This is a genomic window from Pseudomonas sp. Irchel 3H3 (assembly GCF_900187635.1).
In the GTDB taxonomy this organism is placed as follows: Bacteria; Pseudomonadota; Gammaproteobacteria; order Pseudomonadales; family Pseudomonadaceae; genus Aquipseudomonas.
This window is the reverse complement of record NZ_FYEC01000009.1, coordinates 153,231-177,727: the sequence shown is the minus strand read 5'-3', so window position 1 is coordinate 177,727 and position 24,497 is coordinate 153,231. Positions and strand designations below refer to the sequence as shown.

Genomic DNA, 24,497 nt, shown 5'->3' with positions numbered 1-24,497 from the left:
ATGAACCGACTACTTAGCGGCGTTGCCAGTGCCGTGGGCCTGGCGGTTGCGCTGCTGGCCAGCCAAGCGGTCCTGGCAGCAGACCCACAGCAGGTCAAGCAGGGCGAATACCTGGCGCGGGCGGCCGACTGCATGGCCTGCCACACCGCACCCGGTGGCGCGCCGTATGCCGGCGGCCTGCCAATCGTCTCGCCGTTCGGCACCATTTATGGCACCAACATCACGCCGGACAAGGAGCACGGTATCGGCCTGTACAGCGATGACGAGTTCTTCGCCGCCTTGACCGAAGGCAAGCGACGCGACGGTGCCAACCTGTACCCGGCGATGCCGTACACCTCCTATCACCTGATGCCCCGTGCCGATTCCGACGCGATCCACGCGTACCTCAAGACCATCGCGCCGATCAATCGCGCGGCACCGGTTACCAGCCTGAGCTTTCCGTTCAACGTGCGCCTGGGCCTGATGGGCTGGAACATGCTCTATGGCAAGGACGTCAAGTTGGCCCCGGCCGAAGGCAAGGGCGAGGCGTGGCAGCGCGGCCAGTACATGGTCGACGTGCTCGGTCACTGTGGCGAATGCCACACCCCGCGCGGCTTGCCCGGCGCCATGCAGCAGGACAAACGCATGACCGGCGGCCTGCTCAACGGCTACCTGGCGCCGAGCCTGCTGGCCGATGACCTGGCGGCTCGCGGCTGGAACCACCAGGACCTGAGCTCGTTCCTCAAGCACGGCATGAGCGCCCAGGGCACGATGTTCAACGAGATGTTCCCGGTGTTCCACAACAGCACCCAGCACCTCAGCGACCCGGACCTGAAGGCCATGGCCACCTTCCTGCTGGGCGAGTTGCCACCGCAACCCAAGGTGCTCAGCGAGGTCACGCCGGACCAGCTCACTGCCAGCGCCCAGCGCGGTCGCCAGGACTACCTGAACGTCTGCGCCGGCTGCCACGGCGGCAATGGTGAAGGTAAACCGCACATCGCCGTAGCGATGCAAGGCAACACCACCTTGCGCCTGGAAGATCCACGCAACCTGTTGCGGGTGATCGAGGATGGGATTGGCGAGCAGCAGTTCTCGGGTTTCGAGCGCATGCAGCCGATGCCGGGCTTTGCCGACAAGTTGAGCACGCAGCAATCCACCGACCTGATCAACTACCTGCGTCAGGCCTGGGGCGGGCAACCGGCTGACCTGCTGATCAGCCAGATCGAACAACTGAAGGCAGAGGCTCCCGCGGAGCACAAGGCGCACTGACATGCAGCATCTTGACCTGCAAGTGATACGGCGCGCGCTGGCCTGGTCCAGCGCGGGCCAGCGTGTGTGGTTGTGCAGTGTGCTCAGCACCTACGGTTCGGCGCCTCGCGCGCCGGGCTCGATGCTGGCGGTCAACGACAGCGGGCACTGGATCGGTTCGCTGTCCGGTGGCTGCGTCGAGGACGATTTTCTCGAGCGCATGGCCGAAGGCTTGTTTGCCGAGGCCGTGAGCGTGGTGCGCTACGGCGAGGGCGATGATCCGCGCTCCCAGGTCAAACTGCCCTGTGGCGGACTGCTGGATGTACTGGTGGAAAGGCTCGAACCCGATTGCGAAGTCCAGGCGCACCTGCGTGAGCTGGAATCCGCGCTATTGGGCCAGCGCCGGCTGATCCGTGAAGTCGACCTGCAAAGTGGCGCCCGCGGCCTGTTGGTCGACCGCGAGCACGGGCCACGCATCGAGCGCGAAATCGATCGGGTGCGGTTGCGTGTCGGGGCGGCTCAACGGCTGTTGCTCGCCGGTTACTCGAGCGTGGCGCATGCGTGCGCCGAGTTCGGGGTCGGCCTGGGGTTCGAGGTGATCCTCTGTGATCCGCGCGAGGAAGTGCTGGAGGGAGTGGTGCTGGAGCATGTGGAGATTCGCCGTCAGTTGCCATCGGTGTTCATTGCCCAGGGCGGTTGCCACAGCGACACGGCGGTGGTCGCCTTGACCCATGATCCGCGTATCGACGACCTGGCCATGATGGAAGCCGTACGCACCGAGGCGTTTTACATCGGGGTCATGGGTTCCCTGCAAACCTCGCAGAAACGCTTCGAGCGCCTGCGCCGGATCGGTGGTCTGGGGGAGGCCGAGCTGGCGCGGATTCACGCACCCATCGGCCTGAACCTGGGCAGCAAGACTCCGGCGGAGATCGCCTTGGCGGTGCTGGCCGACATTCTGCGGATTCGCAGCGGTATTGCCCGCGATCAACTCTGATCCAGGGCAGTCAGCCAACGACACACGGCCCTCAAAGCGCTCGGCTCAGCGGAAGCGTGGCAGGGGCCGATCCAGCGGTTTGAGCGAGGTCAGCGCGTTCTGGATCAGCGGCGCGTCCTTCTCGATATCTTGCAGGCGGTCGCGGATTTTCATCGCCGTCGGATGGCCGTCATGTTTGTCGACCCAATCGGCGATTTCCTTGCACGCCGCCGTCAGGCGCGTTTGGCGCGAGTCGAGCAACGTCAGCAGGGTGGTGATGGACTCTTTTTCGGACATGGAAAACACCTCCATTAGTCGAGAAGGTTGGCAAAGGACAACACAACCCCTGTAGGAGCGAGCGCCCGCTTGCGGCCTGCTCGCGATGGACGTCAACGATGACGCGCGGCATCTGATCCACCGCGTTGTCATCGTGTTCATCGCTCCAAGTATAGACCCCGCCCTGGAACTGGATCGTTGCCCCCCATCAACTATAGATCCGGTTGCCAAACCTGCAAAAACCCCACGTGCTGTTCGTCGCCTGATTCAGCCCGGCAGCACCGGGCCGCCGTCTTGCAACTGCCAGCCGTGCGCGGTCCAGTGCAGGTGGTGGGTGGGTTGCAGGGCCTGGAGAAACTCGGCGTCATGGGAGGCGGCGATGAGCGCTCCGACAAAACCGCGCAAGGCCTGTTCCAGGGCCTGCACGGAGTCCAGGTCGAGGTGATTGGTGGGTTCGTCGAGCAGCAGCAATTGCGCGGGGGTATTGCCCCACGACGCGATCGCCAGGGCGGCCTTGAGGCGCTCGCCACCGCTGAGCTGGCCCGTGGGCAGGTGCACGCGTCGGGCATCCAGCTGCAAGTGAGCCAGGCGGCTGCGCACCGCCCCTTCGGACAGCGGGGTGTCCAGCAGATTCAACTGCTCGACCACCGAGCGCTCGGGGTCCAGCAACGCCAGGTGTTGATCCAGGTAGGCGCTGGGTACGTGGGTCTGGCACTCGCCGCTGACGGCGGCGCAGTGACCGGCGAGCATTTTCAGCAGGGTCGATTTACCGCAACCGTTGGGGCCACTGAGCGCCACCCGCACCGGCCCTGCCAGCGTCAGGTCGAGCCGGCTGCCCGGCGTTTGCCGGGGTAACCATGGCAACTGCGCAGCCACCAGGGTAATGACTCGCCGGCTGTTGGGCAGCGCGGTGCCCGGCAAGGGGATCAGCACTGGCTCATCGTGAATCACTCGGGCATGGGCCTCGTGGACCTGCGCGTTGAGCTCGGTTTTGCAGGCTTGGTGGGCCTGTCGCACATGGCCCATGATCTCGCTGGCACGGCCTTTCATGGTGGCCCGTTCGAAGCGTGAGACATTGGCGGTCTGCGCGTGTTTGCGCGACCCGGCGGCGTGCCGCGAAATCGTGTCGTGTTCGCGCTGCAGGCGTTGCAGTTCTCGACGGCGCTGGTTGCGACTGTGCTCCAGTGCCGCGTGCGCCGCCGCTTGCACCACCGTGCGCTGTTGCAGGTAGGCCGTGTAGTTGCCACTGAATACCTGTACCCCCAAGGGCGACAGTTCGACGATGCGTTGCACGCTGTCGAGCAGGCTTCGGTCGTGACTGACCAGGATCAGGCCGCCGCGCCAGGCCGCCAGTTGCGCCATCAACCAGCACCGGCCCGTAGCGTCCAGATGGTTGCTCGGTTCATCCAGCACCAACAACTCGGCCTGGCTGACCAAGGCGCCGATCAGGGCGATCCGTGCACGTTGACCACCACTGAGGGCGGCCATCGGCTGCTGCGCAGTCAGCCCGGTGAGGCCGGCCTGGGCGAGCATGGAGGCAAAGCGCTCGGCCAGGTCCCAGCGCTCGGCGACGTCGTCCAGGTCCTGGGCGCAGGCATTGCCGGCAGCCAGGCGGGCCAGCGCATCGAGTGTACTGGCGATGCCTGCTGCTTGGGCGACGGTCTGGCCGTCGACGTACAGGGGTTCCTGCGCCACATAGGCGACGCTGGCGTGGCAGTTCAAGGTTCCGGCGCTGGGTTGCAGCAGGCCGCTGATTAATCGGGCGAGTACCGATTTTCCGCTGCCGTTACGGCCGACAATGGCCGTCGGGCGTTGGTCGAGGGATAAATCCAGGGCGTCGAACAGGTGCTCGCCATCGGCGAACTGGAAGCTGAGTTGGTTCAGGCTAACGAGTGCAGGCAGACGCGTGACGTGAGTCATAGCACCTCCAAAAAATGTCGAAAAAGGCCAACAAGTGCCCGAGGCGGCTTGTTGCGCATACATTTTTGAAAGGCTTAGTTGTTCACGGCGAACGATCGTCCTGCTGCAGGAAAGGTGGCCAGCCTAGCGTAGATCGGCAAGGCCTTACAAGTCTTGTGGCTTTTGCGAGAGGGTTTGCAGGAACATCATCAGCCCGACCTCTTCGCGGCTCAGGCGCTTGCGTTGGCGCGGCTTGGGCAGTTGCGCCAGGGTGCCGAGCAAGAAACTGTCGAGCACGGCGGGGTGGATGTAGCACTTGCGGCACACGGCTGGGGTGTTGCCCAGCTCCTTGGCGATGCGCTTGACCATCTCTACGATGTGTTGCTTGGCGTCGGTCGCCGACTCCCAGGGCAACTCGCGCAGCGCTGACAGGGCCAGGCTGCTGCCGGCCCAGGTGCGGTAATCCTTGGCGGTGAAGTCGCCCGCTGTCAGTTGATGCAGGTAGGCGTTGATGTCCGAGGAGGTCACGGTGCGCCGTTGTCCCTGTTCGTCCAGGTACTGGAACAGGTCTTGCCCGGGGAGTTCCAGGCAGCGCTTGATGATCCGTGCCAGGCGCCGGTCCTTGACGGTGATCTGGTGTTCGATGCCGCTCTTGCCGCGAAACTGGAAGGCGATCGCGCTGCCGTTCAGCGACACGTGCCGGGTGCGCATGGTGGTCAGGCCGTAGGAGCGGTTCTGCCGCGCATATTGGCTGTTGCCGACGCGGATCAGGGTGGTGTCGAGCAGGCTGATGACCGTGGCCATGACCTTGTCGCGGCCATGGCCGGGGCTTGCCAGTTGCGCCTCTAGCTGGCGGCGCAGCTTGGGCAGTGCCAGGCCGAACTCCAGCAGGCGCGAATACTTGTCGCCATCGCGCACTTCGCGCCAGCGCGGGTGATAGCGGTATTGCTTGCGCCCCCGTGCATCGCGGCCGGTGGCCTGCAGATGGCCCTGGGGATCGGCACAGATCCACACGTCGGTGTAGGCGGGAGGCACGGCGAGGGCGTTGAGGCGCTTGATTTGCGCGGGGTCGGTAATGCGCTGGCCAGCCACATCGAGATAACAGAACTTGCCGCGCAGGATTTTGCGGCGGATGCCCGGCTGCGTGTCATCGACATAGTGCAGGTCCGGTGGCAGCGAGTCGGCTGGGGTGAGATCCGGCATGGCGCAGCGTCCTTGGGCGGGCTGGTATAGCCATTGACCGCAGGCGTCGGCGGTCGTGCCAAAGGGTTTACGCCAGTACGGCCACGGCCTTGATCTGCGCCCATAACGCCTGGCCCGGATGCAGCTGCAGGTGGTCCCGGGAAAAGCGTGTGATGCGCGCCAGCAGGGGGGTACCGGCGACGTCCAGGCGCACCAGCACATGGGCGGTGTTGTCGGCGGCAATTTCGCTGACCACCGTCACCGGCAGGCGATTGAGGATGCTGCTCTGTTCGCCGGCGTGCAGGCTCAGGCTGACGTCGCGGGCCTGGACCTTGAAGCGCAGTTGCTTGCCCAGGGCCAGCGGTAGATGGGCCACGCGCACGCTCAATTGACTGTTGGGCAGTTGCAGGGTCAGCAGTTGATAGTCGAGGTTGTAATCGGTGACCTGGCCGTCGATCACCACGCCGGCATCGTCGCCCAGGGCCAGCGGCAGGTCGAGCCGAGCCAGGGTTTCGCCCACAGGGCCACTGGCCAGGGCCTTGCCGGCACTGAGCAGGACGATATGGTCGGCCAGGCGCGCGACCTCATCCTGGGAATGGCTGACGTAGAGCACCGGGATTTCCAGTTCGTCGTGCAGCCGTTCGAGGTACGGCAGGATTTCGCTTTTGCGCTGGGAATCCAGGGCCGCCAGGGGCTCGTCCATCAGCAACAACCGCGGGCTGGTGAGCAACGCCCGGGCGATGCCGACGCGCTGGCGCTCACCGCCGGAGAGGTGTTGCGGATGGCGATCGAGCAGGTGGCCGATCCCCAGCAACTCAGTGGCGTGGGCCATGTCGACCCGGCGTTGCGCACGAGGAATGCGCCGCCAGCCGAACTCCAGGTTGGCCAGCACCGACAGGTGGGGAAACAGGCTGGCTTCCTGGAACACGTAGCCCAGCGCGCGCTTGTGGGGTGGCACGAACCGTTGGTTGTGGCTGTCTTGCCAGACTTCGTCGTTGATCTGCACAAAGCCCTGTTCGGCGCGTTCCAGCCCGGCGATGCAACGCAGGCAGGTGGTCTTGCCGGAACCCGAGTGGCCATACAGTGCAGTCACGCCGCGCCCGGGCAGGTCGAGGTCGACGTCCAGGGAAAAGTCCGGGTAGTGCAGTTGCAGGCGTACGTGAATCGCGTCGCTCATCGGTCAGCTCCAGCCGGCTTTGGTCTTGCGACTGGAATACAGCGCCAGCAACACCAGGAACGAGAACACCAGCATTGCCCCGGCGAGCCAATGGGCCTGGGCATACTCCATGGCCTCGACGTGGTCGTAGATCTGCACCGACACCACCCGGGTCTTGTCCGGGATATTGCCGCCGATCATCAGCACCACGCCGAACTCACCCACGGTGTGGGCAAAACCGAGAATTGCGGCGGTGATGAAGCCGGGGCGCGCCAGGGGCAGGATCACCGTGAAAAAGGTATCCCAAGGGTTGGCGCGCAAGGTCGCCGCCGCCTCCAGCGGGCGAGTGCCGATCGCTGAAAAGGCATTTTGCAGCGGCTGGACCACGAAAGGCATGGAGTAGATCACCGAGCCGATCACCAGGCCGGTAAAACTGAAGGTCAGTGTGCCCAGGCCCAGGGCCTGGGTGAACTGGCCGAGAAAGCCGTTGGGGCCCAGGGTCAGCAGCAGGTAGAAGCCGATGACGGTGGGGGGCAGCACCAGGGGCAGGGCGACGATTGCCCCGACCGGGCCGCGCAACCAGGAGCGGGTGCGCGACAGCCATAACGCGATGGGAGTGCCGATGATCAGCAAAATCACGGTCGTCAGGGACGCCAGCTTGAAGGTCAGCCAGATGGCGGCGAAATCGGCACTCGATAAGGTCATTTAGAGCTGGTAACCATAGGACTGGATGATGGCCGCGGCTTTAGGGCCCTTGAGGTAGTCAACCAGGGCCTTGGCGGCCGGGTTGTCCTTGCCTTTGTTGAGGATGACTGCGTCCTGCTTGATCGGATCATGCATCTCGGCCGGCACGATCCACGCCGAACCGCCGGTGACTTTGCCGTCTTTATAGATCTGCGACAAGGCGACGAAGCCGATTTGTGCATTGCCGGTGGAGACGAACTGGTAGGCCTGGGTGATGTTCTGGCCTTCGACGATCTTGGCCTTGACCTTGTCGGTCAGGCCCAGCTTGGCCAGGACCTGGGTCGCGGCCAGGCCGTAGGGCGCGGCTTTCGGGTTGGCGATGGACAGGTGCTGGTACTGGTTGTCGGCGAGCACCTGGCCCTTGGCATCGACGTAACCCGCTTTGGCTGACCACAGCGCCAGGGTGCCGATGGCGTAGGTGAAACGCGAGCCCTTGACGATGTCGCCTTCGTTTTCGAGTTTTTGCGCAGTGCTGTCGTCCGCCGCCAGGAACACCTCAAACGGCGCGCCGTTCTTGATCTGGGTATAGAACTGGCCCGTGGCGCCATAAGCGGCCACCAGCTTGTGCCCGGTGTCTTTCTCGAAGTCGGCGGCAATTGCCTGGATCGGCGCGGTGAAGTTGGCCGCCACCGCCACCTGGACCTCATCGGCGTGTGCCGAACCCAGGGCCAACACGGCGATCAGGGACGCCAGGCAAGTAGGTGCGAAACGTGAGACACGAATAGTCATGAAGCGGCTCCGAGAGAGGTGGTGAAACGCTATATAGCGGAATATATAGCGAATCAACGACGAACGGAACTCTTCAAGGCGCGATGATCACAACGTTGTATACAATTTTCTTGCCGCGCCGCGCCTTTAGCAGCTGCCGAGCCCGCGAGGCTGCGTTAACGGCCGCAGGCCGTTCGTTGGAGTTGGCAATACCCGCTGGGGGGCGCTGCGCAACCCAACGCAGCCTGCGGCAGCTGCTACGGGACCTTAGCGGCGGGTCAGCAGAGCCAGCGCTTCTTCGGCCAGGCGCCGGGTCAGTTCGCCGGTGGGCAGTTCGATGCCCAGGTGCACGGCTTGGCCGGCCCACAGGTTGCTGAAGTCCGCTTCGCCCTGGGCGCGCAACGGCAGCAACGCGCCACCGGCCAGCGGGAAGGCCGGGGCTTGGGCGCAGATGGGGCCGAGTTCGCGCATCACCCGATTGATAATGCCGCGGGCCGGGCGCCCGGTGAAAATGTTGGTGAGCGCGGTGTCGCTGTCCTTGGCGGTCCGCAAGGCGCGGTAGTGCGAGGCGCTGACCTTGGCTTGCGGGGTGAACAGGTAGGCGGTGCCCAGTTGCACGGCCGAGGCGCCGAGGGCGAACGCCGCCGCAATCGCGCGGGCATCGCCAATGCCGCCGGCAGCGATCACCGGCACGCTGACCGCGTCGACCACCTGCGGCACCAGGGCCAAGGTACCGACCTGGCTGCTCAGGTCCTCGCTGAGGAACATCCCGCGATGGCCGCCGGCCTCGTAGCCCATGGCGATGATCGCGTCACAGCCATGCTGTTGCAGCCAGATTGCCTCATCGACCGTGGTCGCCGACGACAGCACCTTGGCGCCGGTGGCCTTGACCCGTTCGAGCAGGGATTTTTCCGGCAGGCCGAAGTGAAAGCTCACCACTTTCGGGCGAAATTCCTCGACCACCGCACACGCGGCAGCGTCGAAGGGCGCGCGGTTGGAGACCGGCGTCGGCGCCTCGAAATCCACCCCGAGTTCACGGTAGTAGGGTTCCAGCAGCTGTTTCCATTGCTGCGCGCGTAACTCGTCGGCTACCGGCGGTTGATGACAGAAGAAGTTCACATTGAACGGACGCTGGCTGTGTTGGCCGATGATCGTCAGTTCTTCGCGCAACTGCTCGACACTCAGCATCGCGGCCGGCATCGAGCCCAGACCGCCGGCGTTGCTGGCCTCGATGACCATGGCCGAGCCGGTCGCGCCGGCCATGGGGGCCTGGATGATCGGCAACTCGATGCCGAGCAGGTCAAGAATGCGAGTGTCTGGCCATTGGCTCATCAGCAGTGCGCTCCGGTTGAAAATCGGGTGGGAGGGCTTGGCATCTTCAACTGCCAGCCATTGGCGGTCTTTGGGTAGAAGCCGTCGCCGAGGGCGAAAATCATAAACTTCTCGTGTAACGTCGGTGATGAATTTTTTAACAGTTTGATCAAGGAGGATGGGTTCATGAGCATCAAACAACTGGAAGTGCTGCCGTTTAATGTGTCGGGTTTGCGCGTGCGCACGCTCAACGCGGCCGAGCAACAGGCGGCAACTGCGCGTATCGGACCGATGTGGGGGCGTTTTTTTAGCGAAGGCCTGTACGAAAAAATACCGGGTAAAACCCCCGACTCCCTGGTGTATGGCGTGTACAGCAACTATGAGTCGGACGCGAGCGGCTCGTTTGATGTGCTGGCCGGGGTCAGGGTCAGTGAGCCCGCGACTGAATACCCAAGCATTGAGGTGCAAGGCGGGCAATACCTGGTGTTCGATGCCCAGGGTGCGATGCCGGGCGCAGTGATCGAGGCCTGGGGCCGGGTGTGGGAGTACTTTGAGGCGCATCCACAGATCAAGCGCCGCTTCGCCACTGACTTCGAGGCCTACACCGGTCCCGACAGCGTGGCGGTGCACATCGGGATTTTCTAGGGCTGGTTTTCCCGCGCGAGCAATTGCCGCTTGCGTTCCACCCCCCAGCGGTAGCCCGAGAGCTCGCCGTCGCTGCGTACCACCCGGTGGCAGGGAATCGCCACCGCCAGGTGGTTGGCGCCGCAGGCCTGGGCCACCGCGCGAAAGGCCTTGGGCGCTCCGATCCGCTGGGCGATTTCGGCGTAGCTGGCGGTACTGCCCGGCGGAATCTCGCGCAGGGCCATCCATACTCGCTCCTGAAAGGCCGTGCCACGCACATCCAGCGGCAAGTCCAGGCCGAGGGCGGGCGCTTCGATAAACCCGACGACTTGGGCCACCCAATGCTCGAAGTCCGGCTCGGCGCCGATCAACGTTGCCTGGCTAAAGCGCTGCTGCAGGTCTTCGACCAGTGCGTTGGGGTCGTCGCCGAGGAGAATCGCGCACACCCCACGTTCACTGCGCGCCACCAGGATTGCTCCCAGGGAGCATTGGCCGACGGCAAAGCGGATTTCGGTGTTCTGCCCCGAAGCGCGGTAGTCGCTGGGTTTCATGCCGAGCAAATGGTCGGCAGATTCATAAAAGCGGCTGTTGGAGTTGAAGCCGGCGTCGTATAGCGCCGCGGTCACGGAGTCGGCGGACTCCAGCCGTTCACGCACCCGCCGCGAACGCTGGGCGGTGGCGTAGCCCTTGGGCGTGAGACCGGTGATGGCCTTGAACACCCGATGAAAATGAAACGGGCTCAGGTTTGCGCTCGCCGCCAGCTCGCCGAGGCTGGGTGGGCTCTCGGCCTGCTCGATCTGCCGGCACGCAGCAGCCACCAGGGTCGCATGCTGGGTGGCGACCAGGGACTGGTCCGCCGCGGCCCGCTTGCTGGCGCGAAAACCCGCGGCCAGGGCTTGCTCCTCAGTGTCGAAGAACACCACGTTCTGTGGTTTGGGCAGGCGCGCCAGGCTGCTGGGGCGGCAGTAGATCCCAGTGGTCTTGACCCCGTAGACGAACTGCCCGTCGGCGCGCGGGTCGCGGGCCACGACCGCTGCCCAGCGCGGGTCTTGCTCGATACTGTGTTTGGCTTGGGACATCACGCGCCACCCTGTGAAGATTTGCCTCAGGGTAACCGCTGCGACGACACAGGGCACCCGGCGGCTTGCGCTCGAATTCGTGGTTTCAGCCGGCAGTGCGCAGGGTGAAGTTGATGCGCTGGGCACCCAATTGCGGATGCAGTCCGTCCTTGAGCGGCAGCACCCCGTGATAACGCAAACGATCGACGCCGCCCCAGACCACAATGTCGCCGTGAAACAACGGCACCCGCCGGCTCCTGTCGCTGCGTTGCATGCCGCCGAACAGGAACATCGCTGGCAGGCCCAGGGAGATCGAGACGATGGGCGGCTCGTAGGAAGCTTCGTTACGGTCCTGATGCAACGACATCTTCGCCCCTGGCAGGTAGCGGTTGATCAGGCAGGCATCGGGGGCAAAATCGGCAAATCCGGCCTCGCTCGCAGCGCATTGTGCCAACTCCCGGAACACCTCCGGCATCGGTGGCCAGGGCCGGCCGCTGACAGGGTCGAGCGGGGTGTAGCGGTAGCCGCTGCGATCGGTGGTCCAGCCCAGTACGCCGCAATTGCTCAAGCCGACCGACATGGTGAAGCCGCCGGGGGTGAGCATGTTGCGAAACGGGGCTGCCTTCAGCGTTTGCTCCAGTGCCGCGAGCAGCCGCGGCACCCAGGGTAGGGCGAAGCCGCGCAGCACGAATGCCTGGAGGCCGAGCTGTTCGGTTCGCGCCGGTTGCTGGTCGGCGTCGGCAAACAGGTCGAGGGTGGTCGGGCCCAAGGGCTCACTGTGCATCGTGGAAGATCACTCCCAAGGTATGTCGTTGACCGCTGTGCAGGCGACTGACGCCATGGCGCAGGTTGACCCGGTAGTCGCCGCGCACCCCGGCCACCGGGCGCTGATGCACCGCAAAAATCAGCGCATCACCTTGTTCCAGGTGCATCACCATGGGGCGTGACTGCATCCGCGGGCGTTGTTCAGTGAGCACCAACTCACCTCCCGTGAAGTCTAGCTCGGGCGCTGACAGCAGAATCGCCACTTGCAGGGGAAATACATGCTCGCCGTACAGGTCCTGGTGCAAACAGTTGTAGTCCCCTGCAGCGTATTGCAGCAACAGCGGTGTCGGACGTCGCTGGCCGGCGTCATGGCAGCGTTGCAGGAAGGCCGGATGTGCCTGGGGAAAGCGGCCGGGCAAGCCCATGCGCGCCTGCCAGCGATTGGCCAAAGGCACCAGTCGCGCATACAGGGCGCTGCGCAATGGCTGCACCGGCTCGGGCAACGGGTAGTCGAAGTATTGATACTCGCCACGGCCGAAACCGTGCCTGGCCATCACCACCCGGGAGCGAAACAACCCGGGCTTGTCGTACATCGCCCGCAGGTCCTGGCATTCCCGGGTACCCAGCAGGCCGGGGACGATGGCACAGCCGTCCTGATCGAGACTGTGCTCCAGTGAGGGCCAGGGCAGGTTGTCGATACGTTCGAGCAGCGACGGTTGGTGCGCTGCGGCGAGGTCGTTGGGCAAAGGGGGATGCAGGGAAGAGGCGCGCATTGCCGGCTCCAGGGCCTAGGTCGAGGAGGGCCAGTCTGGGCCGCTCGACACGAGGCAACACTCCGCAGCTTGCGGTCAAATTGTGCAGGTATTGCCGAGCGCCGGGCGGCTTACAGCGCCTTGCTCACGCTGATATCGCTGATCACGTCCGGGCTGTCGCCATGGATCGCGGCCAGCGCGGCCTTGGCCTCGTCTTCGGTGCCATTTACCAGTTGGGCGAACTCGAAGCGACGCTCGCCGTTGAGTTTGTACTTGATGACATACTTGGTCGTTGGAGTCACGGGTGTACCTGTCTGTCGCGGAGCGGGCGGGGTGTCAGCTGAACTTGGAGCTGGACCGGCGAACGATCTTGATCGAGTGGGTCAGCGTTGGCTTACGGGTCACGCTGATCGCCCGGCTGGTGACCGTGTCGATGGTGATGTTCCAGAAACCGGTGCTGGGTGCGGTGATTCTCGCCGGGAAGGTGTCGAATGCGCCGCCGTGGTAAGAGTGACGACCGCCGTTCTTGAAGCTGCGGAAGTTGGCGTCGCTCATCAGGCGGATGTTGCAGGTTTGCGAGCATTGAATGACGACGATGTCATCTTCGTTGAGGTGCTCGCGCTGGTGGATAAATTTCATGGGCGCCTCCAGAAGGGCTTTTTCTAGCAAATCAAAACGATAGCATGGACGATGGCCCAGTTTATCAGCGAAGGCTGTGCAAAAGCGGACCGCTGAGAGCCGGTTTGACAATTAAAAACAGTTATCCGCAATTATTTGCGCCATAAAGCACGGCAGGCCGGAGAAAAAGCGCATTTGCGCTGTCCGAGGGTCTTTATTGGAGGATTTGTATGAAGCAGGGCGTTTTGTTGCTGGCATTGGTGATGAGTGGATGTGCGACAGTCTCGGACATCAATCAGACCCCGCCCACCATGAACGTGATTTCAGGGAAGAAGCCGCAGGAATATGCCAACTGTGTCGCCGAGAAGCTGGCCAAGAGCCGGGGCGCGGTGCAAATGGAACCGCACAAGGATGGGGTGCGGGTCATCGTCCCCGGCAAGCTGTCAACCGACCCGGCAGCGGTGTTCGACATCGAAGAGCGTTCCGGCGGCAGCAGCATCAAGTTGCACGAGAGTCTGTCCAATGTGCCGATGCGTCCGGGTGACATCGGGGTTGCCGCCAACGAGTGCATTTCCGGCTAAGGCCGGACAGCCAGCGGCCATGCCACCCACAAGCCCGACCCGGACCCTCCCGGCTCGGGCTTTTTTATGCCCGGACATAATTGACGGACACCGAACACCCTGTGGAATGAGGCTGCTCGCGATGATCGTCAACGATGACGCACATTGCCTGGGCGGTTGAGATAGCCGTCACAATCACTTACTCTTTATATGCTTATGCAAACTAAGTCTAAGCTTATAACTAGAAAAAGAGGGTTAGAGATGGATTTCAAACCGACCGTATTGGGCAGCCTGATGCTCATTGCTGTCAGCGTCGTGAATGCCGACGACGGACAGAAAATCTATACCCAGGGTGGTGCGTTACCTGCCGCTACTGCCTGCTTTGCCTGCCATGGTGCCGATGGCATGGGCATGCCGGCCGCCGGATTTCCCCGGCTGGCCGGTTTGTCGGCGGGGTACCTGAGTAAACAACTGGCGGACTTTCGCAGTGGCTCGCGGGTCAGCCCGGTGATGCAGCCGCTGGCCAAGGCGCTGAGCGAAGGCGAGATCCAGGCGGTTACCAGCACCCTGGCGGCCATGCCCGCGCCGGCCACCCCGCAAGTGACACGCAACACCACGCCGACAGAACCGGGCGCGCGGCTGGCCTTGCGCGGTGCCTGGGACCGGCAGATTCCCGAGTGCGTGATGTGTCACGGCCCCGGTGGGGTGGGCGTGGGCACGGCGTTTCCGCCACTGGCCGGGCAGTCGGCCAGTTACCTGGTCGGGCAATTGAACGCCTGGCGTGACGGCACCCGGCACAACGACCCCAATGATCTGATGGGGCATATCGCCAAATCCCTGACCCCGGACGAAATCAAGGCGGTCGCCGACTACTTTGCGACACTGGGCAGCCAGGAGGCCAAGCCATGAAATTCCTATCCTTCGCCCCATTGGCCCTGGCACTGGCCAGTCTCAACGGGTATGCCGCCCAGACCGTGATGGACGATCAGTCCGAACTGAAGATCCCGGCAGCCACTAGCGCAAAAGTCGAGTATTTCCAGGCACCGGCCGAGCATGAGTTGCCGGACAACGCGTTTGGCAAGCTGGTGCGCCAGGGCCACAGCCTGTTTGTCGACACCAAGCGCCAGGCCCCGGCGTATGTCGGCAATGGCCTCAATTGCAGCAACTGCCACTTGGACCAGGGCCGGTTACCCAACTCTGCGCCGTTGTGGGGGGCTTACCCGATGTACCCGGCGTATCGCAAGAAAAACGACAAGGTCAATACCTTCGCCGAGCGCCTGCAAGGTTGTTTCGAGTTCAGCATGAACGGCAAACCGCCAGCGGCCGACGGCCCGGAAATCAGCGCGTTGTCGGCTTATGCCTACTGGCTCGCGACCAAGGCACCGATTGGCGTCGAACTGCCCGGGCGCGGTTATCCGGAGGTCAAGCAACCGGCCAAGGGTTATGACATCGCCCAGGGCGCACAGGTCTACAAGGCCCAGTGTGCGGTGTGCCACGGTGATAGCGGCCAGGGACAGAAAGTCGGCGAGGACTACGTGATGCCGCCGCTCTGGGGTAAGGACTCCTACAACTGGGGAGCGGGCATGCACCGCATCAATACCGCGGCGTCGTTCATTCAATACAACATGCCCCTGGGCAAGGCGCAGAGCCTCAGCGATCAGCAGGCGTGGGACGTGGCGGCGTTCATCAACAGCCATGAACGGCCTCAGGACCCACGGCTGATCGACGGCTCCGTAGAGAAGACCCGAGTGAAGTTCCATGCCAACGATGGGGTCAATTTGTATGGGCAAACCGTTGATGGCGTACTGATTGGCCAAGGCATCCGGTAAACTGTCTGCATCGACACAGTGCCGTCCCGGGCCCGCGGCTGTTCAACCAGACACACTGAACAGCATCGGGCCCTGGGCGGCATTGGCATCAATGGAGCAGGCAATGAAGCGTGAGCAAGTCCGAGAGCGGCATGCAGAGGGTCACATCTCTGCCACCCATGTGATCCAGAATCCGGCGACCCCGGGGGAATGGATCGTGTTTTTCAAGAAAAGTGCAGGACGCAGTTTTTTCCTGGTGGACGACAACGACGAGGTCGAGTCCTTCACCCATCTGGATGACCTGGTCGAGACCGTACGCGGCCTGGGCATCAAGTTCGCGGAAATTCACATGTAACGGCCCAGAGCCTAGTTACACACCACCACTACGCTGCGACTCTTGAAGTTGCCAACATCCGCGCCCAGGGTCTTGTCGCTTTCCTTGAGCGCTGGCGTACCCTCTGTGCCGACAATCTTGTAGCCAGTACCGGCGCAGGACGCATCGGCTTTTTCGTAGCAGGTGGCCCAGGAATTGGCTTCGCCCGAACAATCGATCGACAAGCCTTGCTGGCCATCGTCCAGATACGTCTTGGACGCCGTGGCACAACCGCTCAAGACCAGTACCGCCATCACAGCCAGGGTTATTTTCATCGGATCGTTGCCATCAGGGGGGAGGGGCGTCAGGCGCAGAGAAGGCCTGGTAGCGAGAGGTTATAGCGAATGGCCATTTCGGTACAGACAAACACAAAAAAGCCCTGCACAGGGCAGGGCTGTTTGACCAGGCACCTTACTCGGGCTTGGCCCCGCGACGCTTGGGAGCGGGCGGGGTGTCTTGCAGCACCGACGCCACTTCAATAGCCATGGCTTCAGTGGGGAAAGGCCCGGCGATGTTTTCGCCACCGGCGCTGTCGACCCACCATTGACCGTCTTTGGCCTTGTTGATCATGTAACCGTTCACGCTTTTTGCTGCCGACATCTATCTGCCTCGTTGGCTGGTTCAATTGCTCAATGATAGCGGTAAATGTGCCTGAGGGTCTTCCCTGGTCTAAAGTGAAGCCTTTGCGGAACTATCCTCAAGATTATTTCTCTATGATGGCATCGGTTAGCCAGTGCGGGGCATTGTAAGGTGCACGCCGCCTGATTAGACTGCGCCGAAACTCGTACACACAGCCCTTTCAAGGACTTTTATGATCAAGAAATGCTTGTTCCCAGCAGCCGGTTACGGTACTCGCTTCCTGCCAGCGACGAAGGCCATGCCTAAAGAAATGCTGCCGGTGGTGAACAAGCCACTGATCCAGTACGGCGTCGAAGAAGCACTGGACGCTGGACTGACCGAAATCTCGATCGTCACCGGTCGCGGCAAACGCGCCCTGGAAGACCACTTCGACATCAGCTACGAGCTGGAAAACCAGATCAAGGGCACCGACAAAGAGAAGTACCTGGTCGGTATCCGTAAACTGCTAGACGAATGTTCGTTCTCCTACACCCGTCAGACCGAAATGAAGGGCCTGGGCCACGCGATCCTTACCGGTCGTCCATTGATCGGCGACGAACCCTTCGCCGTAGTGCTGGCGGACGACTTGTGCGTCAATCTGGATGGCGACGGCGTCCTGACCCAGATGGTCAAGCTGTACAAGCAGTACCGCTGCACCATCGTCGCGATCCAGGAAGTCGACCCGCAGGAAACCCACAAGTACGGGGTGATCGCCGGTGACCTGATCGGTGACGACCTGTACCGCGTGCGCAATATGGTGGAAAAACCAAAACCTGAAGATGCGCCGTCGAACCTGGCCATCATCGGTCGTTACATCCTGACCCCGGACATCTTCAAGCTGATCGAAGAAACCGAGCCGGGCAAGGGTGGCGAGATCCAGATCACCGACGCCCTGATGAAACAGGCGCAAGACGGTTGCGTGATTGCCTACAAGTTCAAGGGCACCCGTTTTGACTGCGGCGGCGCCGAAGGCTACATCGAAGCCACCAACTTCTGCTTCGAGCACTTCTACAAGACGGGCAAGGCGTACTGATAACGTCTGGGCGTCCCGTTCTGAAAAGCCACCTTCTGGTGGCTTTTTCATTTTTCAAGCGCGTATTGTTCGCGGCGCTGACCCGCACTGCGCCAGCAGGTATGCTGGTGCCCTGCCGAGGAGATAGAAATGGCCTACGATTTTGACCTGTATGTGATTGGCGCCGGTTCCGGCGGAGTACGCGCGGCACGCTTCGCCGCCGGTTTTGGCGCGAAAGTCGGCGTGGCCGAGAGCCGCTATCTGGGCGGCACCTGCGTCAACGTGGGGTGCGTGCCGAAGAAATTGCTGGTGTACGGCGCACACTTTGCCGAAGACTTCGAGCAGGCTGCGGGCTTCGGCTGGAGTCTGGACCAGGCGCAGTTCGACTGGGCGACGCTGATCGCCAACAAGGACCGCGAGATCAACCGTCTCAACGGTATCTATCGCAATCTGCTGGTCAACAGCGGGGTGACCCTGCATGAAGGCCACGCCCGGATCGTCGCGCCCCATACCGTAGAGATCAATGGTGAGCGCTTCAGTGCCAAGCATATCCTGATCGCGACCGGCGGCTGGCCGCAGATCCCGCAGATCCCCGGGGCCGAGCACGCCATCAGTTCCAACGAGGCGTTTTTCCTCAAGACCCTGCCCAAGCGTGTGCTGGTGGTGGGGGGCGGTTACATCGCCGTCGAGTTCGCCGGGATCTTCCACGGCCTGGGCGCGTCGACTTCCTTGCTGTATCGCGGTGACCTGTTTCTGCGCGGCTTCGACGGTGCGGTGCGCAAGCACCTGCAAGAGGAGCTGACCAAGCGTGGCATGGACCTGCAGTTCAATGCCGACATCGAGCGCATCGACCGGCAAGCCGATGGCAGCCTGAGCGTGACCCTCAAGGATGGCCGCAAGCTGGAAACCGATTGCGTGTTCTATGCGACCGGACGGCGGCCGATGCTGGATAACCTGGGGCTGGAAAATACCGCGGTCAAGCTCGACCAGAAAGGCTTCGTCGAGGTCGACGAGCTGTACCAGACCGCTGAGCCGTCGATCCTGGCGATTGGCGATGTCATCGGTCGCGTGCAACTGACGCCGGTGGCCCTGGCCGAGGGCATGGCTGTTGCGCGTCGTCTGTTCAAGACCGAGCAGTATCGCCTGGTGGATTACCAGATGATCCCGACCGCCGTGTTCAGCTTGCCGAACATCGGCACTGTTGGCCTCACGGAAGAACAGGCCCGCGAGGCAGGCCATGAGGTGCAGATTTTTGAAAGCCGATTCCGGCCGATGAAGCTGACCCTGACCGAGTGTCAGGAGCGCACGCTGATGAAGCTGGTGGTCGACGCCAAGACCGACAAGGTCCTGGGTTGCCATATGGTCGGTCCGGAGGCGGGCGAAATCGTCCAGGGCCTGGCGATTGCCTTGAAGGCCGGCGCGACCAAGCGCGACTTCGACGAAACCATCGGCGTGCACCCGACGGCCGCCGAAGAGTTCGTCACCATGCGCACGCCAGTGGCCGGTTAAGGTTTTTTCGACTGCTTAGAAGCCGGGCCTGGAACCGGGACCGGGACCGGCGCCGGCTCCAGCGCAGCTTGCGTGGCCACCGCCAGATGCAGTGCCTGCAGGCTGGCTTCGGCGCTAGCGGCTCGCAGTTCCAGCTCCGCGTTGGCGTGCAGTTGCTCGGCGGCTGCCTGCTTGGCACTGGTGCTTTCCAGCACTGCGACCCGCAGGCGTTCCTGCAACAGGGTGGCTTCGGCTTCGTGGCGGCGGATCTGTTCCTGGGCTTGGGCCTGGCGGGTCTCGCTGTGCTTGAGTTGATCCTGCAACAGGTGCAACTCACGCACGGTGCCGCGGTTCTCGGTCAGCAGGCGTTCGTTATCGCGGTTGAGCTGGGTGATCTCGTCCTGGCGGACCATGGCGCTTTGCTGGGCCTGGCGCAGTTCCATCTGGATCTGCTGCACTTGGCCTTCATGGCGCCGCTGTTCCTGCTCGCGCTGGTCCTTGATGGCCTCGCGATAGTGCTCCAGGGCGTCGCGAGCGTGCAGGTGCTTTTCTTCCAGTGAGCGGATCTGCTCATCCTTGTCATTCAAGCGCAGTTCAAAATCGCTGAGGGCCTGGCTCAAGCTGGCATTGCGAGTCTGTTCGCCCTGTAGCGACGCACGGGTGTCTTGCAAGGCTGCGGACTCACTGGCCAGGGTCGCGCCTTGGGTCTCCAATTGGCGAGTCAGTTGTGCCTGCAGTTGCAGGGCTTCGGCCAATTGGCTTTCGAGCGCCTTGCGCGCTTGCTCGAAACCTTCCTGGGCGTGATCGATGCGCTCCTGGCCCTGTTCCCTCAGGCGTTGCGCCAGACGTGCTACCAGCCCGCTCAGTTCGTCATCGATCTGTTCTTGCGGCTCGCTCTGGCGGGCCGCAACCTCGTCATCCAGCTCCTTGAGGTAGCGATGAATAGTGGTTTTCGAACCGGTGTTGCCCATCTCGATACGTACTGCATCAATGCTGGGGTTGTCGCCGCGCGCCAGGATCGCCAGGCGTGCCGCCTGCACTACAGCCTTGTTTATACCGCCCCGAGCCATGTTTTCTCCTGCCATTGCGTAATGTAGTACGTACTTTGTATGGGGGCGGAGTGTATCACGCGGCTAGGTACCGATTGGCGGCGCCGGACCTCGGTGTAGCGGGTCGAGGGCATTTCGTCGCTGAGACGGTTTTCTTCTATTAAGAGTGGTGGCTAATAGCGAAAACCAATGAGCGGCATCAGGTTTGCCAATGAGCCATCAGGCAATCGGTTGGGTAGGATTCACCTCATCAACTTTTCAACCCTGACGGAGAGTCAACGATGCCTATCATCAACAGCCAAGTTAAACCCTTCACCGCTACCGCTTACAAAAATGGCGATTTCGTACAAGTGTCGGACGCCGATCTGAAAGGCAAATGGTCTGTCGTATTCTTCTACCCGGCTGACTTCACCTTCGTTTGCCCAACCGAGCTGGAAGACCTGGCCGACAACTACGCCGAATTCCAGAAGCTGGGAGTCGAGATCTACAGCGTGTCCACCGACACCCACTTTGCCCACGCAGCCTGGCACAACACTTCGCCAGCCATCGGCAAGATCCAGTACACCATGATCGGCGACCCGACCCACGTCATCTCCCGCAACTTTGACGTGCTGATCGAAGAAGCTGGCCTGGCAGACCGTGGCACCTTCGTGATCAACCCTGAAGGCCAGATCAAAATCGTCGAGCTCAACGATGGCGGTGTAGGTCGTGACGCTTCCGAGTTGCTGCGCAAAATCAAGGCTGCCCAGTACGTCGCCGCTCACCCGGGCCAAGTCTGCCCAGCCAAGTGGAAAGAAGGCGAGGCCACCCTGGCACCGTCCCTGGACCTGGTCGGCAAGATCTGAGTCAGTGACTCGCGATACCCGGGCGGTACGCCGCACCTAAGTCAGCTGCACCGCCCTCAAGACGCCCGGGCGAGATTCGCTCGGGCGTTTTTTTTAGAATTGAACAAAGGAGATCGCCCGTATGTTGGACGCCAATCTTAAAGCCCAGTTGAAGTCATACCTGGAACGGGTCACCCAGCCGATCGAGATCGTTGCCTCCCTCGATGACGGTGCGAAATCCCAGGAAATGCTCGCATTGCTGCAAGACGTTGCCAGTCTTTCCAGCCAAATTACCTTGCTCGACAACGGTGCCGATGCACGCACGCCATCGTTCTCGATCAACCGCCCAGGGGCCGACATCAGCCTGCGTTTTGCCGGCATCCCGATGGGCCACGAATTCACCTCCTTGGTGCTGGCCCTGCTGCAAGTCGGCGGCCACCCTTCGAAGGCCAGTGCCGAAGTGATCGAACAGATCCGCTCGCTCAAGGGTGAGTTCCACTTCGAGACCTACTTCTCGCTGTCCTGCCAGAACTGCCCGGACGTGGTCCAGGCGTTGAACCTGATGGCAGTGCTCAACCCCAATATTCATCACGTCGCCATCGACGGCGCGCTGTTCCAGGCCGAAGTCGACGAGCGTCAGATCATGGCCGTGCCCAGCGTTTACCTCAATGGTGTGAACTTCGGCCAGGGCCGCATGGGCCTGGAAGAAATCCTCGCGAAAATCGACACCAGCGGCATCGAGCGCCAGGCCGAGAAAATCAGCGCCAAGCCAGCCTTTGATGTGTTGGTGGTGGGCGGTGGCCCAGCCGGTGCGTCGGCCGCGATCTACGCGGCCCGTAAAGGCATTCGCACCGGCGTTGCCGCCGAGCGTTTCGGCGGTCAGGTGCTGGACACCATGGCGATTGAAAACTTCATTTCCGTACAGGAAACCGAAGGACCAAAACTGGCGGTGGCCCTGGAAGAACACGTCAAGCAGTACGACGTCGACATCATGAACCTGCAGCGGGCCGATGCCCTGGTGCCAGGCCAGAACGGCGAACCGCACCAGGTCAAATTCGCCAGTGGCGCTACCCTCAAGGCCAAGACGGTCATTCTGGCCACCGGCGCCCGTTGGCGCGAAATGAACGTGCCGGGCGAACAGCAATACCGCAATAAGGGCGTGGCCTACTGCCCGCACTGCGACGGCCCCTTGTTCAAGGGCAAGCGCGTGGCCGTGATCGGCGGCGGCAACTCCGGGGTCGAGGCAGCCATTGACCTGGCAGGGATCGTTGCCCACGTGACACTGCTGGAATTCGACGTGCAGTTGCGCGCCGATGCGGTCTTGCAACGCAAGTTGCACAGCCTGCCGAACGTCACCGTGATCACCAGTGCGCAAACCACTGAAGTCACTGGCGACGGCCAGAAGGTCAACGGCTTGCGCTACAAGGATCGCCAGTCTGGTGAGACCTTGAACGTCGAGCTCGAAGGCATCTTCGTGCAGATTGGCCTGCTGCCTAATACCGATTGGCTCAAAGGCACTGTCGAGCTGTCACCACGAGGCGAGATCATCGTCGATAACCGCGGTGAAACCTCGATTCCCGGGGTGTTTGCCGCCGGTGACGTGACCACCGTGCCGTACAAGCAGATCGTGATTGCAGTAGGCGAGGGCGCCAAGGCTTCGTTGAGCGCCTTCGACCACCTGATCCGCACCTCGGCCCCGGCTTAAACCACAGCGCTGCCCCTTTGTCTTTTGCGAGTGAGCCCGTCCAAAATCAATGCTGCCTGATCCACTGCCATCGCGGGCAAGCCCGCTCCCACAGGTTTGGTGTGGGTGTATACAAAATTTGTGAGCAACCAAGTTAACTGTAGGAGCGAGCCTGCTCGCGATGAGGCCAGCACAGCCAACATCTATGTTGCCTGACACACCGCCATCGCGGGCGAGCCCGCTCCCACAGGTTTGGTGTGGTGTATACAGAATCTGTGAACAGCCAAAATCAGTGTGGGAGCGAGCGCCCGCTTGCGGCTTGCTCGCGATGAGGCCAGCTCACAGCCCGCGATGGCGGCAGCCTCAATGTTGGATGTACCGACCTCCATCGCGAGCAGACTTCCCTTACACCCCATGCTTGAGCTTGTTCCTACGCCAGCAGTGGCGCTGGCTGGATGATTTCGACCCAATAGGCATCCGGGTCCTTGATGAAGGCCAGGCTCTTCATGCGGCCGTCATTCAGACGTTTCTGGAAGTCACAGCCCAGGGCTTCGAAGCGTTCGCAGGCGGCGCGGATGTCCGGTACCGAAATGCAGATGTGGCCAAAACCGCGCGGGTCGGTGTTGCCATTGTGGTAGGCGAAATCCGGGTCGTTCTCAGTACCGTGGTTGTGGGTCAACTCGAGAATCCCCGGGATCGACTTCATCCACTCGGTACGAGCCGCCGCGTCGGCCGGGATCTGGTTTTTGTCGACCAGGGCCAGGAAGTACAGGCTGAACTCGGCTTCCGGGAAATCGCGTTTTTCCACCAGGCTGAAGCCGAGGATACGGGTGTAGAAGTCCAGGGACTTGGTGATGTCCTTGACCCGCAGCATGGTGTGGTTGAACACGAATTGCTGGGTGGCAGTGTCAGGTTGGGCAGTGACGCCGGGGAAGGTGTTCAGGTCGTGCAGGCTCATGGGCCCTCCGGAAAATAAGTGGGGCAAACGACGCTCCAGCCGATGGAGCTGTCCTTGGGCTTGCGGTGCTCGAGGCTTGCTTGCAGTGGGCCAATGATACGCAAGGGGCGGTGCCGGGCCAATGCACAAAGCTCCGGCTATTGCCTGCGGGCCCGGTCGGGGTCAGACTTTGGGCCTTTCCTCGCCAGTGTCTTGCCTGATGATCCGAACCATTCGATCCCTGTTGCTGTTAACCGGTCTGTTTGCCGCCGCTGCTGCTGCGCAACCCCAGCTCGCCGAGATCACCTGGCCTGATGGATGGCAGGTCCAGGCCCTGGAGCCAGAAACCGCGCTGGAACCCGCGCTGGAAACCGCGCCGAGCGAGGCGCCGGCGAAGGTTTCACGCCAGCGCGCAGTGAAAAACGATGAGAACGGTGACACGATACTGGTCATGGAGTTGACCATGACCCAGGTTGAGGCCGGGCATGTGGTCAACTTGCAGGGGGTGTTGTTGGAAATGCGCAAGTCGATCCAGAAGGACTTCTTTCAGGGCGGCTACCAGAGTGTGTGCAACAAGATTCATCCGGCTACATTGAGTCGCCTGGCTGCCCTGGAAACCACCTGTACCATTACCCAGAACGGGCGTCATGTATTGTCGCAAACACTAGTGGCCGCGGTAGAGGCAGATAAAGCCTATGTTTTTTCCTACGCCGGACAAGCCGATGCGTACGCAGCAAGTCAGAAAGAAATACAGGCGCTGCGTGAAAGTTTGAAACTTTAGTTCCAGATTGCAGTGTTCACGACGCAATGGCGGGCTTCCAGTTCTTTGGCCGGAAGGACTAACTACAAAG

The 24,497-nt window shown here is 62.2% G+C and carries 28 protein-coding genes; 12 read left to right on the top strand and 16 right to left on the bottom strand.

Annotation, left to right across the window (positions count from 1 at the left end; genetic code table 11):
• Complete coding sequence (locus CKW24_RS12995) at positions 1-1,248, top strand: cytochrome c (RefSeq protein WP_095168493.1); 1,248 nt, start codon at positions 1-3, stop codon at positions 1,246-1,248.
• 1 nt (position 1,249) lies between these two features.
• Positions 1,250-2,221, top strand: a complete 972-nt coding sequence (locus tag CKW24_RS12990) for an XdhC family protein (protein WP_095168491.1) — start codon at positions 1,250-1,252, stop codon at positions 2,219-2,221.
• Between the two features lie 45 nt (positions 2,222-2,266).
• Here CKW24_RS12990 and CKW24_RS12985 read toward each other — a convergent pair whose 3' ends face one another.
• From CKW24_RS12985 to CKW24_RS12955, 7 genes are all read right to left on the bottom strand, one after another.
• Positions 2,267-2,497 (bottom strand): hypothetical protein, encoded by a 231-nt coding sequence (locus CKW24_RS12985; protein ID WP_095168489.1) that lies wholly within the window; start codon positions 2,495-2,497, stop codon positions 2,267-2,269.
• A gap of 246 nt (positions 2,498-2,743) precedes the next feature.
• Entirely contained in the window at positions 2,744-4,396 is a 1,653-nt protein-coding gene (locus CKW24_RS12980; protein WP_095168487.1) for an ABC-F family ATP-binding cassette domain-containing protein, read from the bottom strand.
• A gap of 144 nt (positions 4,397-4,540) precedes the next feature.
• The gene (locus CKW24_RS12975; protein ID WP_095168486.1) at positions 4,541-5,578 is read right to left on the bottom strand and encodes a DNA topoisomerase IB; all 1,038 of its coding nucleotides are present in this window, start codon (positions 5,576-5,578) and stop codon (positions 4,541-4,543) included.
• Positions 5,579-5,645: 67 nt separating this feature from the next.
• Positions 5,646-6,734, bottom strand: coding sequence for a molybdenum ABC transporter ATP-binding protein (gene modC / locus CKW24_RS12970; RefSeq protein WP_095168484.1), 1,089 nt, complete (start codon positions 6,732-6,734; stop codon positions 5,646-5,648).
• Between the two features lie 3 nt (positions 6,735-6,737).
• Positions 6,738-7,418: a molybdate ABC transporter permease subunit gene (modB, locus tag CKW24_RS12965; RefSeq protein ID WP_095168482.1), complete on the bottom strand. Its 681-nt coding sequence runs from the start codon at positions 7,416-7,418 to the stop codon at positions 6,738-6,740.
• A complete protein-coding gene (gene modA / locus CKW24_RS12960; RefSeq protein ID WP_095168480.1) occupies positions 7,419-8,186 on the bottom strand; it encodes a molybdate ABC transporter substrate-binding protein in 768 nt (255 codons plus the stop codon).
• A gap of 246 nt (positions 8,187-8,432) precedes the next feature.
• Positions 8,433-9,497, bottom strand: coding sequence for a nitronate monooxygenase family protein (locus CKW24_RS12955; protein ID WP_095168478.1), 1,065 nt, complete (start codon positions 9,495-9,497; stop codon positions 8,433-8,435).
• 165 nt (positions 9,498-9,662) lie between these two features.
• Here CKW24_RS12955 and CKW24_RS12950 point away from each other — a divergent pair, with 165 nt between their 5' ends.
• Positions 9,663-10,121 (top strand): GyrI-like domain-containing protein, encoded by a 459-nt coding sequence (locus CKW24_RS12950; protein ID WP_095168476.1) that lies wholly within the window; start codon positions 9,663-9,665, stop codon positions 10,119-10,121.
• Here the strand turns inward: CKW24_RS12950 and ada are convergent.
• The 5 genes from ada to CKW24_RS12925 all read right to left on the bottom strand — a co-directional run bounded on the left by ada (position 10,118) and on the right by CKW24_RS12925 (position 13,314).
• Positions 10,118-11,179 (bottom strand): bifunctional DNA-binding transcriptional regulator/O6-methylguanine-DNA methyltransferase Ada, encoded by a 1,062-nt coding sequence (gene ada, locus CKW24_RS12945; protein ID WP_095168474.1) that lies wholly within the window; start codon positions 11,177-11,179, stop codon positions 10,118-10,120. The two genes, CKW24_RS12950 and ada, sit on opposite strands and share 4 nt — an antisense overlap.
• An 85-nt stretch (positions 11,180-11,264) precedes the next feature.
• Positions 11,265-11,942: a DNA oxidative demethylase AlkB gene (gene alkB, locus CKW24_RS12940; protein WP_095168473.1), complete on the bottom strand. Its 678-nt coding sequence runs from the start codon at positions 11,940-11,942 to the stop codon at positions 11,265-11,267.
• Positions 11,932-12,696 carry a 2OG-Fe(II) oxygenase gene (locus CKW24_RS12935; RefSeq protein ID WP_095168471.1) on the bottom strand — a complete coding sequence of 255 codons (765 nt, stop codon included), beginning with the start codon at positions 12,694-12,696 and terminating at the stop codon, positions 11,932-11,934. Before CKW24_RS12935 ends, alkB begins: the two co-directional genes overlap by 11 nt.
• A 110-nt stretch (positions 12,697-12,806) precedes the next feature.
• On the bottom strand, positions 12,807-12,977 hold the full coding sequence (locus CKW24_RS28250; RefSeq protein ID WP_095168470.1) for a hypothetical protein: 171 nt from the start codon (positions 12,975-12,977) through the stop codon (positions 12,807-12,809).
• 34 nt (positions 12,978-13,011) lie between these two features.
• Positions 13,012-13,314: a DUF1883 domain-containing protein gene (locus tag CKW24_RS12925; RefSeq protein WP_095168468.1), complete on the bottom strand. Its 303-nt coding sequence runs from the start codon at positions 13,312-13,314 to the stop codon at positions 13,012-13,014.
• 209 nt (positions 13,315-13,523) lie between these two features.
• On the opposite strand from CKW24_RS12925, the gene CKW24_RS12920 reads away from it, so the two are divergent.
• The 4 genes from CKW24_RS12920 to CKW24_RS12905 all read left to right on the top strand — a co-directional run bounded on the left by CKW24_RS12920 (position 13,524) and on the right by CKW24_RS12905 (position 16,016).
• Positions 13,524-13,874 carry a hypothetical protein gene (locus CKW24_RS12920; protein ID WP_095168467.1) on the top strand — a complete coding sequence of 117 codons (351 nt, stop codon included), beginning with the start codon at positions 13,524-13,526 and terminating at the stop codon, positions 13,872-13,874.
• A 240-nt stretch (positions 13,875-14,114) separates the two neighbouring features.
• On the top strand, positions 14,115-14,762 hold the full coding sequence (locus tag CKW24_RS12915) for a cytochrome c (RefSeq protein ID WP_095168465.1): 648 nt from the start codon (positions 14,115-14,117) through the stop codon (positions 14,760-14,762).
• Positions 14,759-15,682: a c-type cytochrome gene (locus tag CKW24_RS12910; RefSeq protein ID WP_095168464.1), complete on the top strand. Its 924-nt coding sequence runs from the start codon at positions 14,759-14,761 to the stop codon at positions 15,680-15,682. Before CKW24_RS12915 ends, CKW24_RS12910 begins: the two co-directional genes overlap by 4 nt.
• Before the next feature lie 103 nt (positions 15,683-15,785).
• Positions 15,786-16,016 carry a hypothetical protein gene (locus tag CKW24_RS12905; RefSeq protein ID WP_095168462.1) on the top strand — a complete coding sequence of 77 codons (231 nt, stop codon included), beginning with the start codon at positions 15,786-15,788 and terminating at the stop codon, positions 16,014-16,016.
• An 11-nt stretch (positions 16,017-16,027) separates the two neighbouring features.
• Here the strand turns inward: CKW24_RS12905 and CKW24_RS12900 are convergent, their stop codons facing one another.
• Both CKW24_RS12900 and CKW24_RS12895 read right to left on the bottom strand, forming a co-directional pair.
• Complete coding sequence (locus CKW24_RS12900) at positions 16,028-16,309, bottom strand: hypothetical protein (RefSeq protein WP_095168460.1); 282 nt, start codon at positions 16,307-16,309, stop codon at positions 16,028-16,030.
• A gap of 136 nt (positions 16,310-16,445) precedes the next feature.
• Positions 16,446-16,634 (bottom strand): hypothetical protein, encoded by a 189-nt coding sequence (locus CKW24_RS12895; protein ID WP_095168458.1) that lies wholly within the window; start codon positions 16,632-16,634, stop codon positions 16,446-16,448.
• A gap of 211 nt (positions 16,635-16,845) precedes the next feature.
• On the opposite strand from CKW24_RS12895, the gene galU reads away from it, so the two are divergent.
• Together galU and gorA are read left to right on the top strand one after the other, a co-directional pair.
• Positions 16,846-17,685: a UTP--glucose-1-phosphate uridylyltransferase GalU gene (galU, locus tag CKW24_RS12890; RefSeq protein ID WP_019690034.1), complete on the top strand. Its 840-nt coding sequence runs from the start codon at positions 16,846-16,848 to the stop codon at positions 17,683-17,685.
• A gap of 129 nt (positions 17,686-17,814) precedes the next feature.
• Positions 17,815-19,173, top strand: coding sequence for a glutathione-disulfide reductase (gene gorA, locus CKW24_RS12885; protein ID WP_095168457.1), 1,359 nt, complete (start codon positions 17,815-17,817; stop codon positions 19,171-19,173).
• Here gorA and CKW24_RS12880 read toward each other — a convergent pair.
• The gene (locus CKW24_RS12880; protein ID WP_095168455.1) at positions 19,170-20,222 is read right to left on the bottom strand and encodes a DNA-binding protein; all 1,053 of its coding nucleotides are present in this window, start codon (positions 20,220-20,222) and stop codon (positions 19,170-19,172) included. The genes gorA and CKW24_RS12880 overlap by 4 nt on opposite strands.
• A gap of 260 nt (positions 20,223-20,482) precedes the next feature.
• On the opposite strand from CKW24_RS12880, the gene ahpC reads away from it, so the two are divergent.
• Positions 20,483-21,046, top strand: a complete 564-nt coding sequence (gene ahpC / locus CKW24_RS12875; RefSeq protein WP_095168453.1) for an alkyl hydroperoxide reductase subunit C — start codon at positions 20,483-20,485, stop codon at positions 21,044-21,046.
• A gap of 121 nt (positions 21,047-21,167) precedes the next feature.
• Positions 21,168-22,730 carry an alkyl hydroperoxide reductase subunit F gene (ahpF, locus tag CKW24_RS12870; RefSeq protein WP_095168451.1) on the top strand — a complete coding sequence of 521 codons (1,563 nt, stop codon included), beginning with the start codon at positions 21,168-21,170 and terminating at the stop codon, positions 22,728-22,730.
• A 409-nt stretch (positions 22,731-23,139) separates the two neighbouring features.
• Here ahpF and gloA read toward each other — a convergent pair whose 3' ends face one another.
• Positions 23,140-23,667 (bottom strand): lactoylglutathione lyase, encoded by a 528-nt coding sequence (gene gloA / locus CKW24_RS12865; protein WP_095168449.1) that lies wholly within the window; start codon positions 23,665-23,667, stop codon positions 23,140-23,142.
• 199 nt (positions 23,668-23,866) lie between these two features.
• On the opposite strand from gloA, the gene CKW24_RS12860 reads away from it, so the two are divergent.
• Positions 23,867-24,427, top strand: coding sequence for a DUF4946 domain-containing protein (locus CKW24_RS12860; RefSeq protein WP_095168447.1), 561 nt, complete (start codon positions 23,867-23,869; stop codon positions 24,425-24,427).
• The last annotated feature ends 70 nt before the right edge of the window (positions 24,428-24,497 follow it).

Coding starts and splice junctions, on each gene's coding strand:
- CKW24_RS12995 (WP_095168493.1), top strand. CDS start 1: ATGAACCGACTACTTAGCGGCGTTGCCAGTGCCGTGGGCCTGGCGGTT.
- CKW24_RS12990 (WP_095168491.1), top strand. CDS start 1,250: ATGCAGCATCTTGACCTGCAAGTGATACGGCGCGCGCTGGCCTGGTCC.
- CKW24_RS12985 (WP_095168489.1), bottom strand. CDS start 2,497: ATGTCCGAAAAAGAGTCCATCACCACCCTGCTGACGTTGCTCGACTCG.
- CKW24_RS12980 (WP_095168487.1), bottom strand. CDS start 4,396: ATGACTCACGTCACGCGTCTGCCTGCACTCGTTAGCCTGAACCAACTC.
- CKW24_RS12975 (WP_095168486.1), bottom strand. CDS start 5,578: ATGCCGGATCTCACCCCAGCCGACTCGCTGCCACCGGACCTGCACTAT.
- modC (WP_095168484.1), bottom strand. CDS start 6,734: ATGAGCGACGCGATTCACGTACGCCTGCAACTGCACTACCCGGACTTT.
- modB (WP_095168482.1), bottom strand. CDS start 7,418: ATGACCTTATCGAGTGCCGATTTCGCCGCCATCTGGCTGACCTTCAAG.
- modA (WP_095168480.1), bottom strand. CDS start 8,186: ATGACTATTCGTGTCTCACGTTTCGCACCTACTTGCCTGGCGTCCCTG.
- CKW24_RS12955 (WP_095168478.1), bottom strand. CDS start 9,497: ATGAGCCAATGGCCAGACACTCGCATTCTTGACCTGCTCGGCATCGAG.
- CKW24_RS12950 (WP_095168476.1), top strand. CDS start 9,663: ATGAGCATCAAACAACTGGAAGTGCTGCCGTTTAATGTGTCGGGTTTG.
- ada (WP_095168474.1), bottom strand. CDS start 11,179: ATGTCCCAAGCCAAACACAGTATCGAGCAAGACCCGCGCTGGGCAGCG.
- alkB (WP_095168473.1), bottom strand. CDS start 11,942: ATGCACAGTGAGCCCTTGGGCCCGACCACCCTCGACCTGTTTGCCGAC.
- CKW24_RS12935 (WP_095168471.1), bottom strand. CDS start 12,696: ATGCGCGCCTCTTCCCTGCATCCCCCTTTGCCCAACGACCTCGCCGCA.
- CKW24_RS12925 (WP_095168468.1), bottom strand. CDS start 13,314: ATGAAATTTATCCACCAGCGCGAGCACCTCAACGAAGATGACATCGTC.
- CKW24_RS12920 (WP_095168467.1), top strand. CDS start 13,524: ATGAAGCAGGGCGTTTTGTTGCTGGCATTGGTGATGAGTGGATGTGCG.
- CKW24_RS12915 (WP_095168465.1), top strand. CDS start 14,115: ATGGATTTCAAACCGACCGTATTGGGCAGCCTGATGCTCATTGCTGTC.
- CKW24_RS12910 (WP_095168464.1), top strand. CDS start 14,759: ATGAAATTCCTATCCTTCGCCCCATTGGCCCTGGCACTGGCCAGTCTC.
- CKW24_RS12905 (WP_095168462.1), top strand. CDS start 15,786: ATGAAGCGTGAGCAAGTCCGAGAGCGGCATGCAGAGGGTCACATCTCT.
- CKW24_RS12900 (WP_095168460.1), bottom strand. CDS start 16,309: ATGAAAATAACCCTGGCTGTGATGGCGGTACTGGTCTTGAGCGGTTGT.
- CKW24_RS12895 (WP_095168458.1), bottom strand. CDS start 16,634: ATGTCGGCAGCAAAAAGCGTGAACGGTTACATGATCAACAAGGCCAAA.
- galU (WP_019690034.1), top strand. CDS start 16,846: ATGATCAAGAAATGCTTGTTCCCAGCAGCCGGTTACGGTACTCGCTTC.
- gorA (WP_095168457.1), top strand. CDS start 17,815: ATGGCCTACGATTTTGACCTGTATGTGATTGGCGCCGGTTCCGGCGGA.
- CKW24_RS12880 (WP_095168455.1), bottom strand. CDS start 20,222: ATGGCTCGGGGCGGTATAAACAAGGCTGTAGTGCAGGCGGCACGCCTG.
- ahpC (WP_095168453.1), top strand. CDS start 20,483: ATGCCTATCATCAACAGCCAAGTTAAACCCTTCACCGCTACCGCTTAC.
- ahpF (WP_095168451.1), top strand. CDS start 21,168: ATGTTGGACGCCAATCTTAAAGCCCAGTTGAAGTCATACCTGGAACGG.
- gloA (WP_095168449.1), bottom strand. CDS start 23,667: ATGAGCCTGCACGACCTGAACACCTTCCCCGGCGTCACTGCCCAACCT.
- CKW24_RS12860 (WP_095168447.1), top strand. CDS start 23,867: ATGATCCGAACCATTCGATCCCTGTTGCTGTTAACCGGTCTGTTTGCC.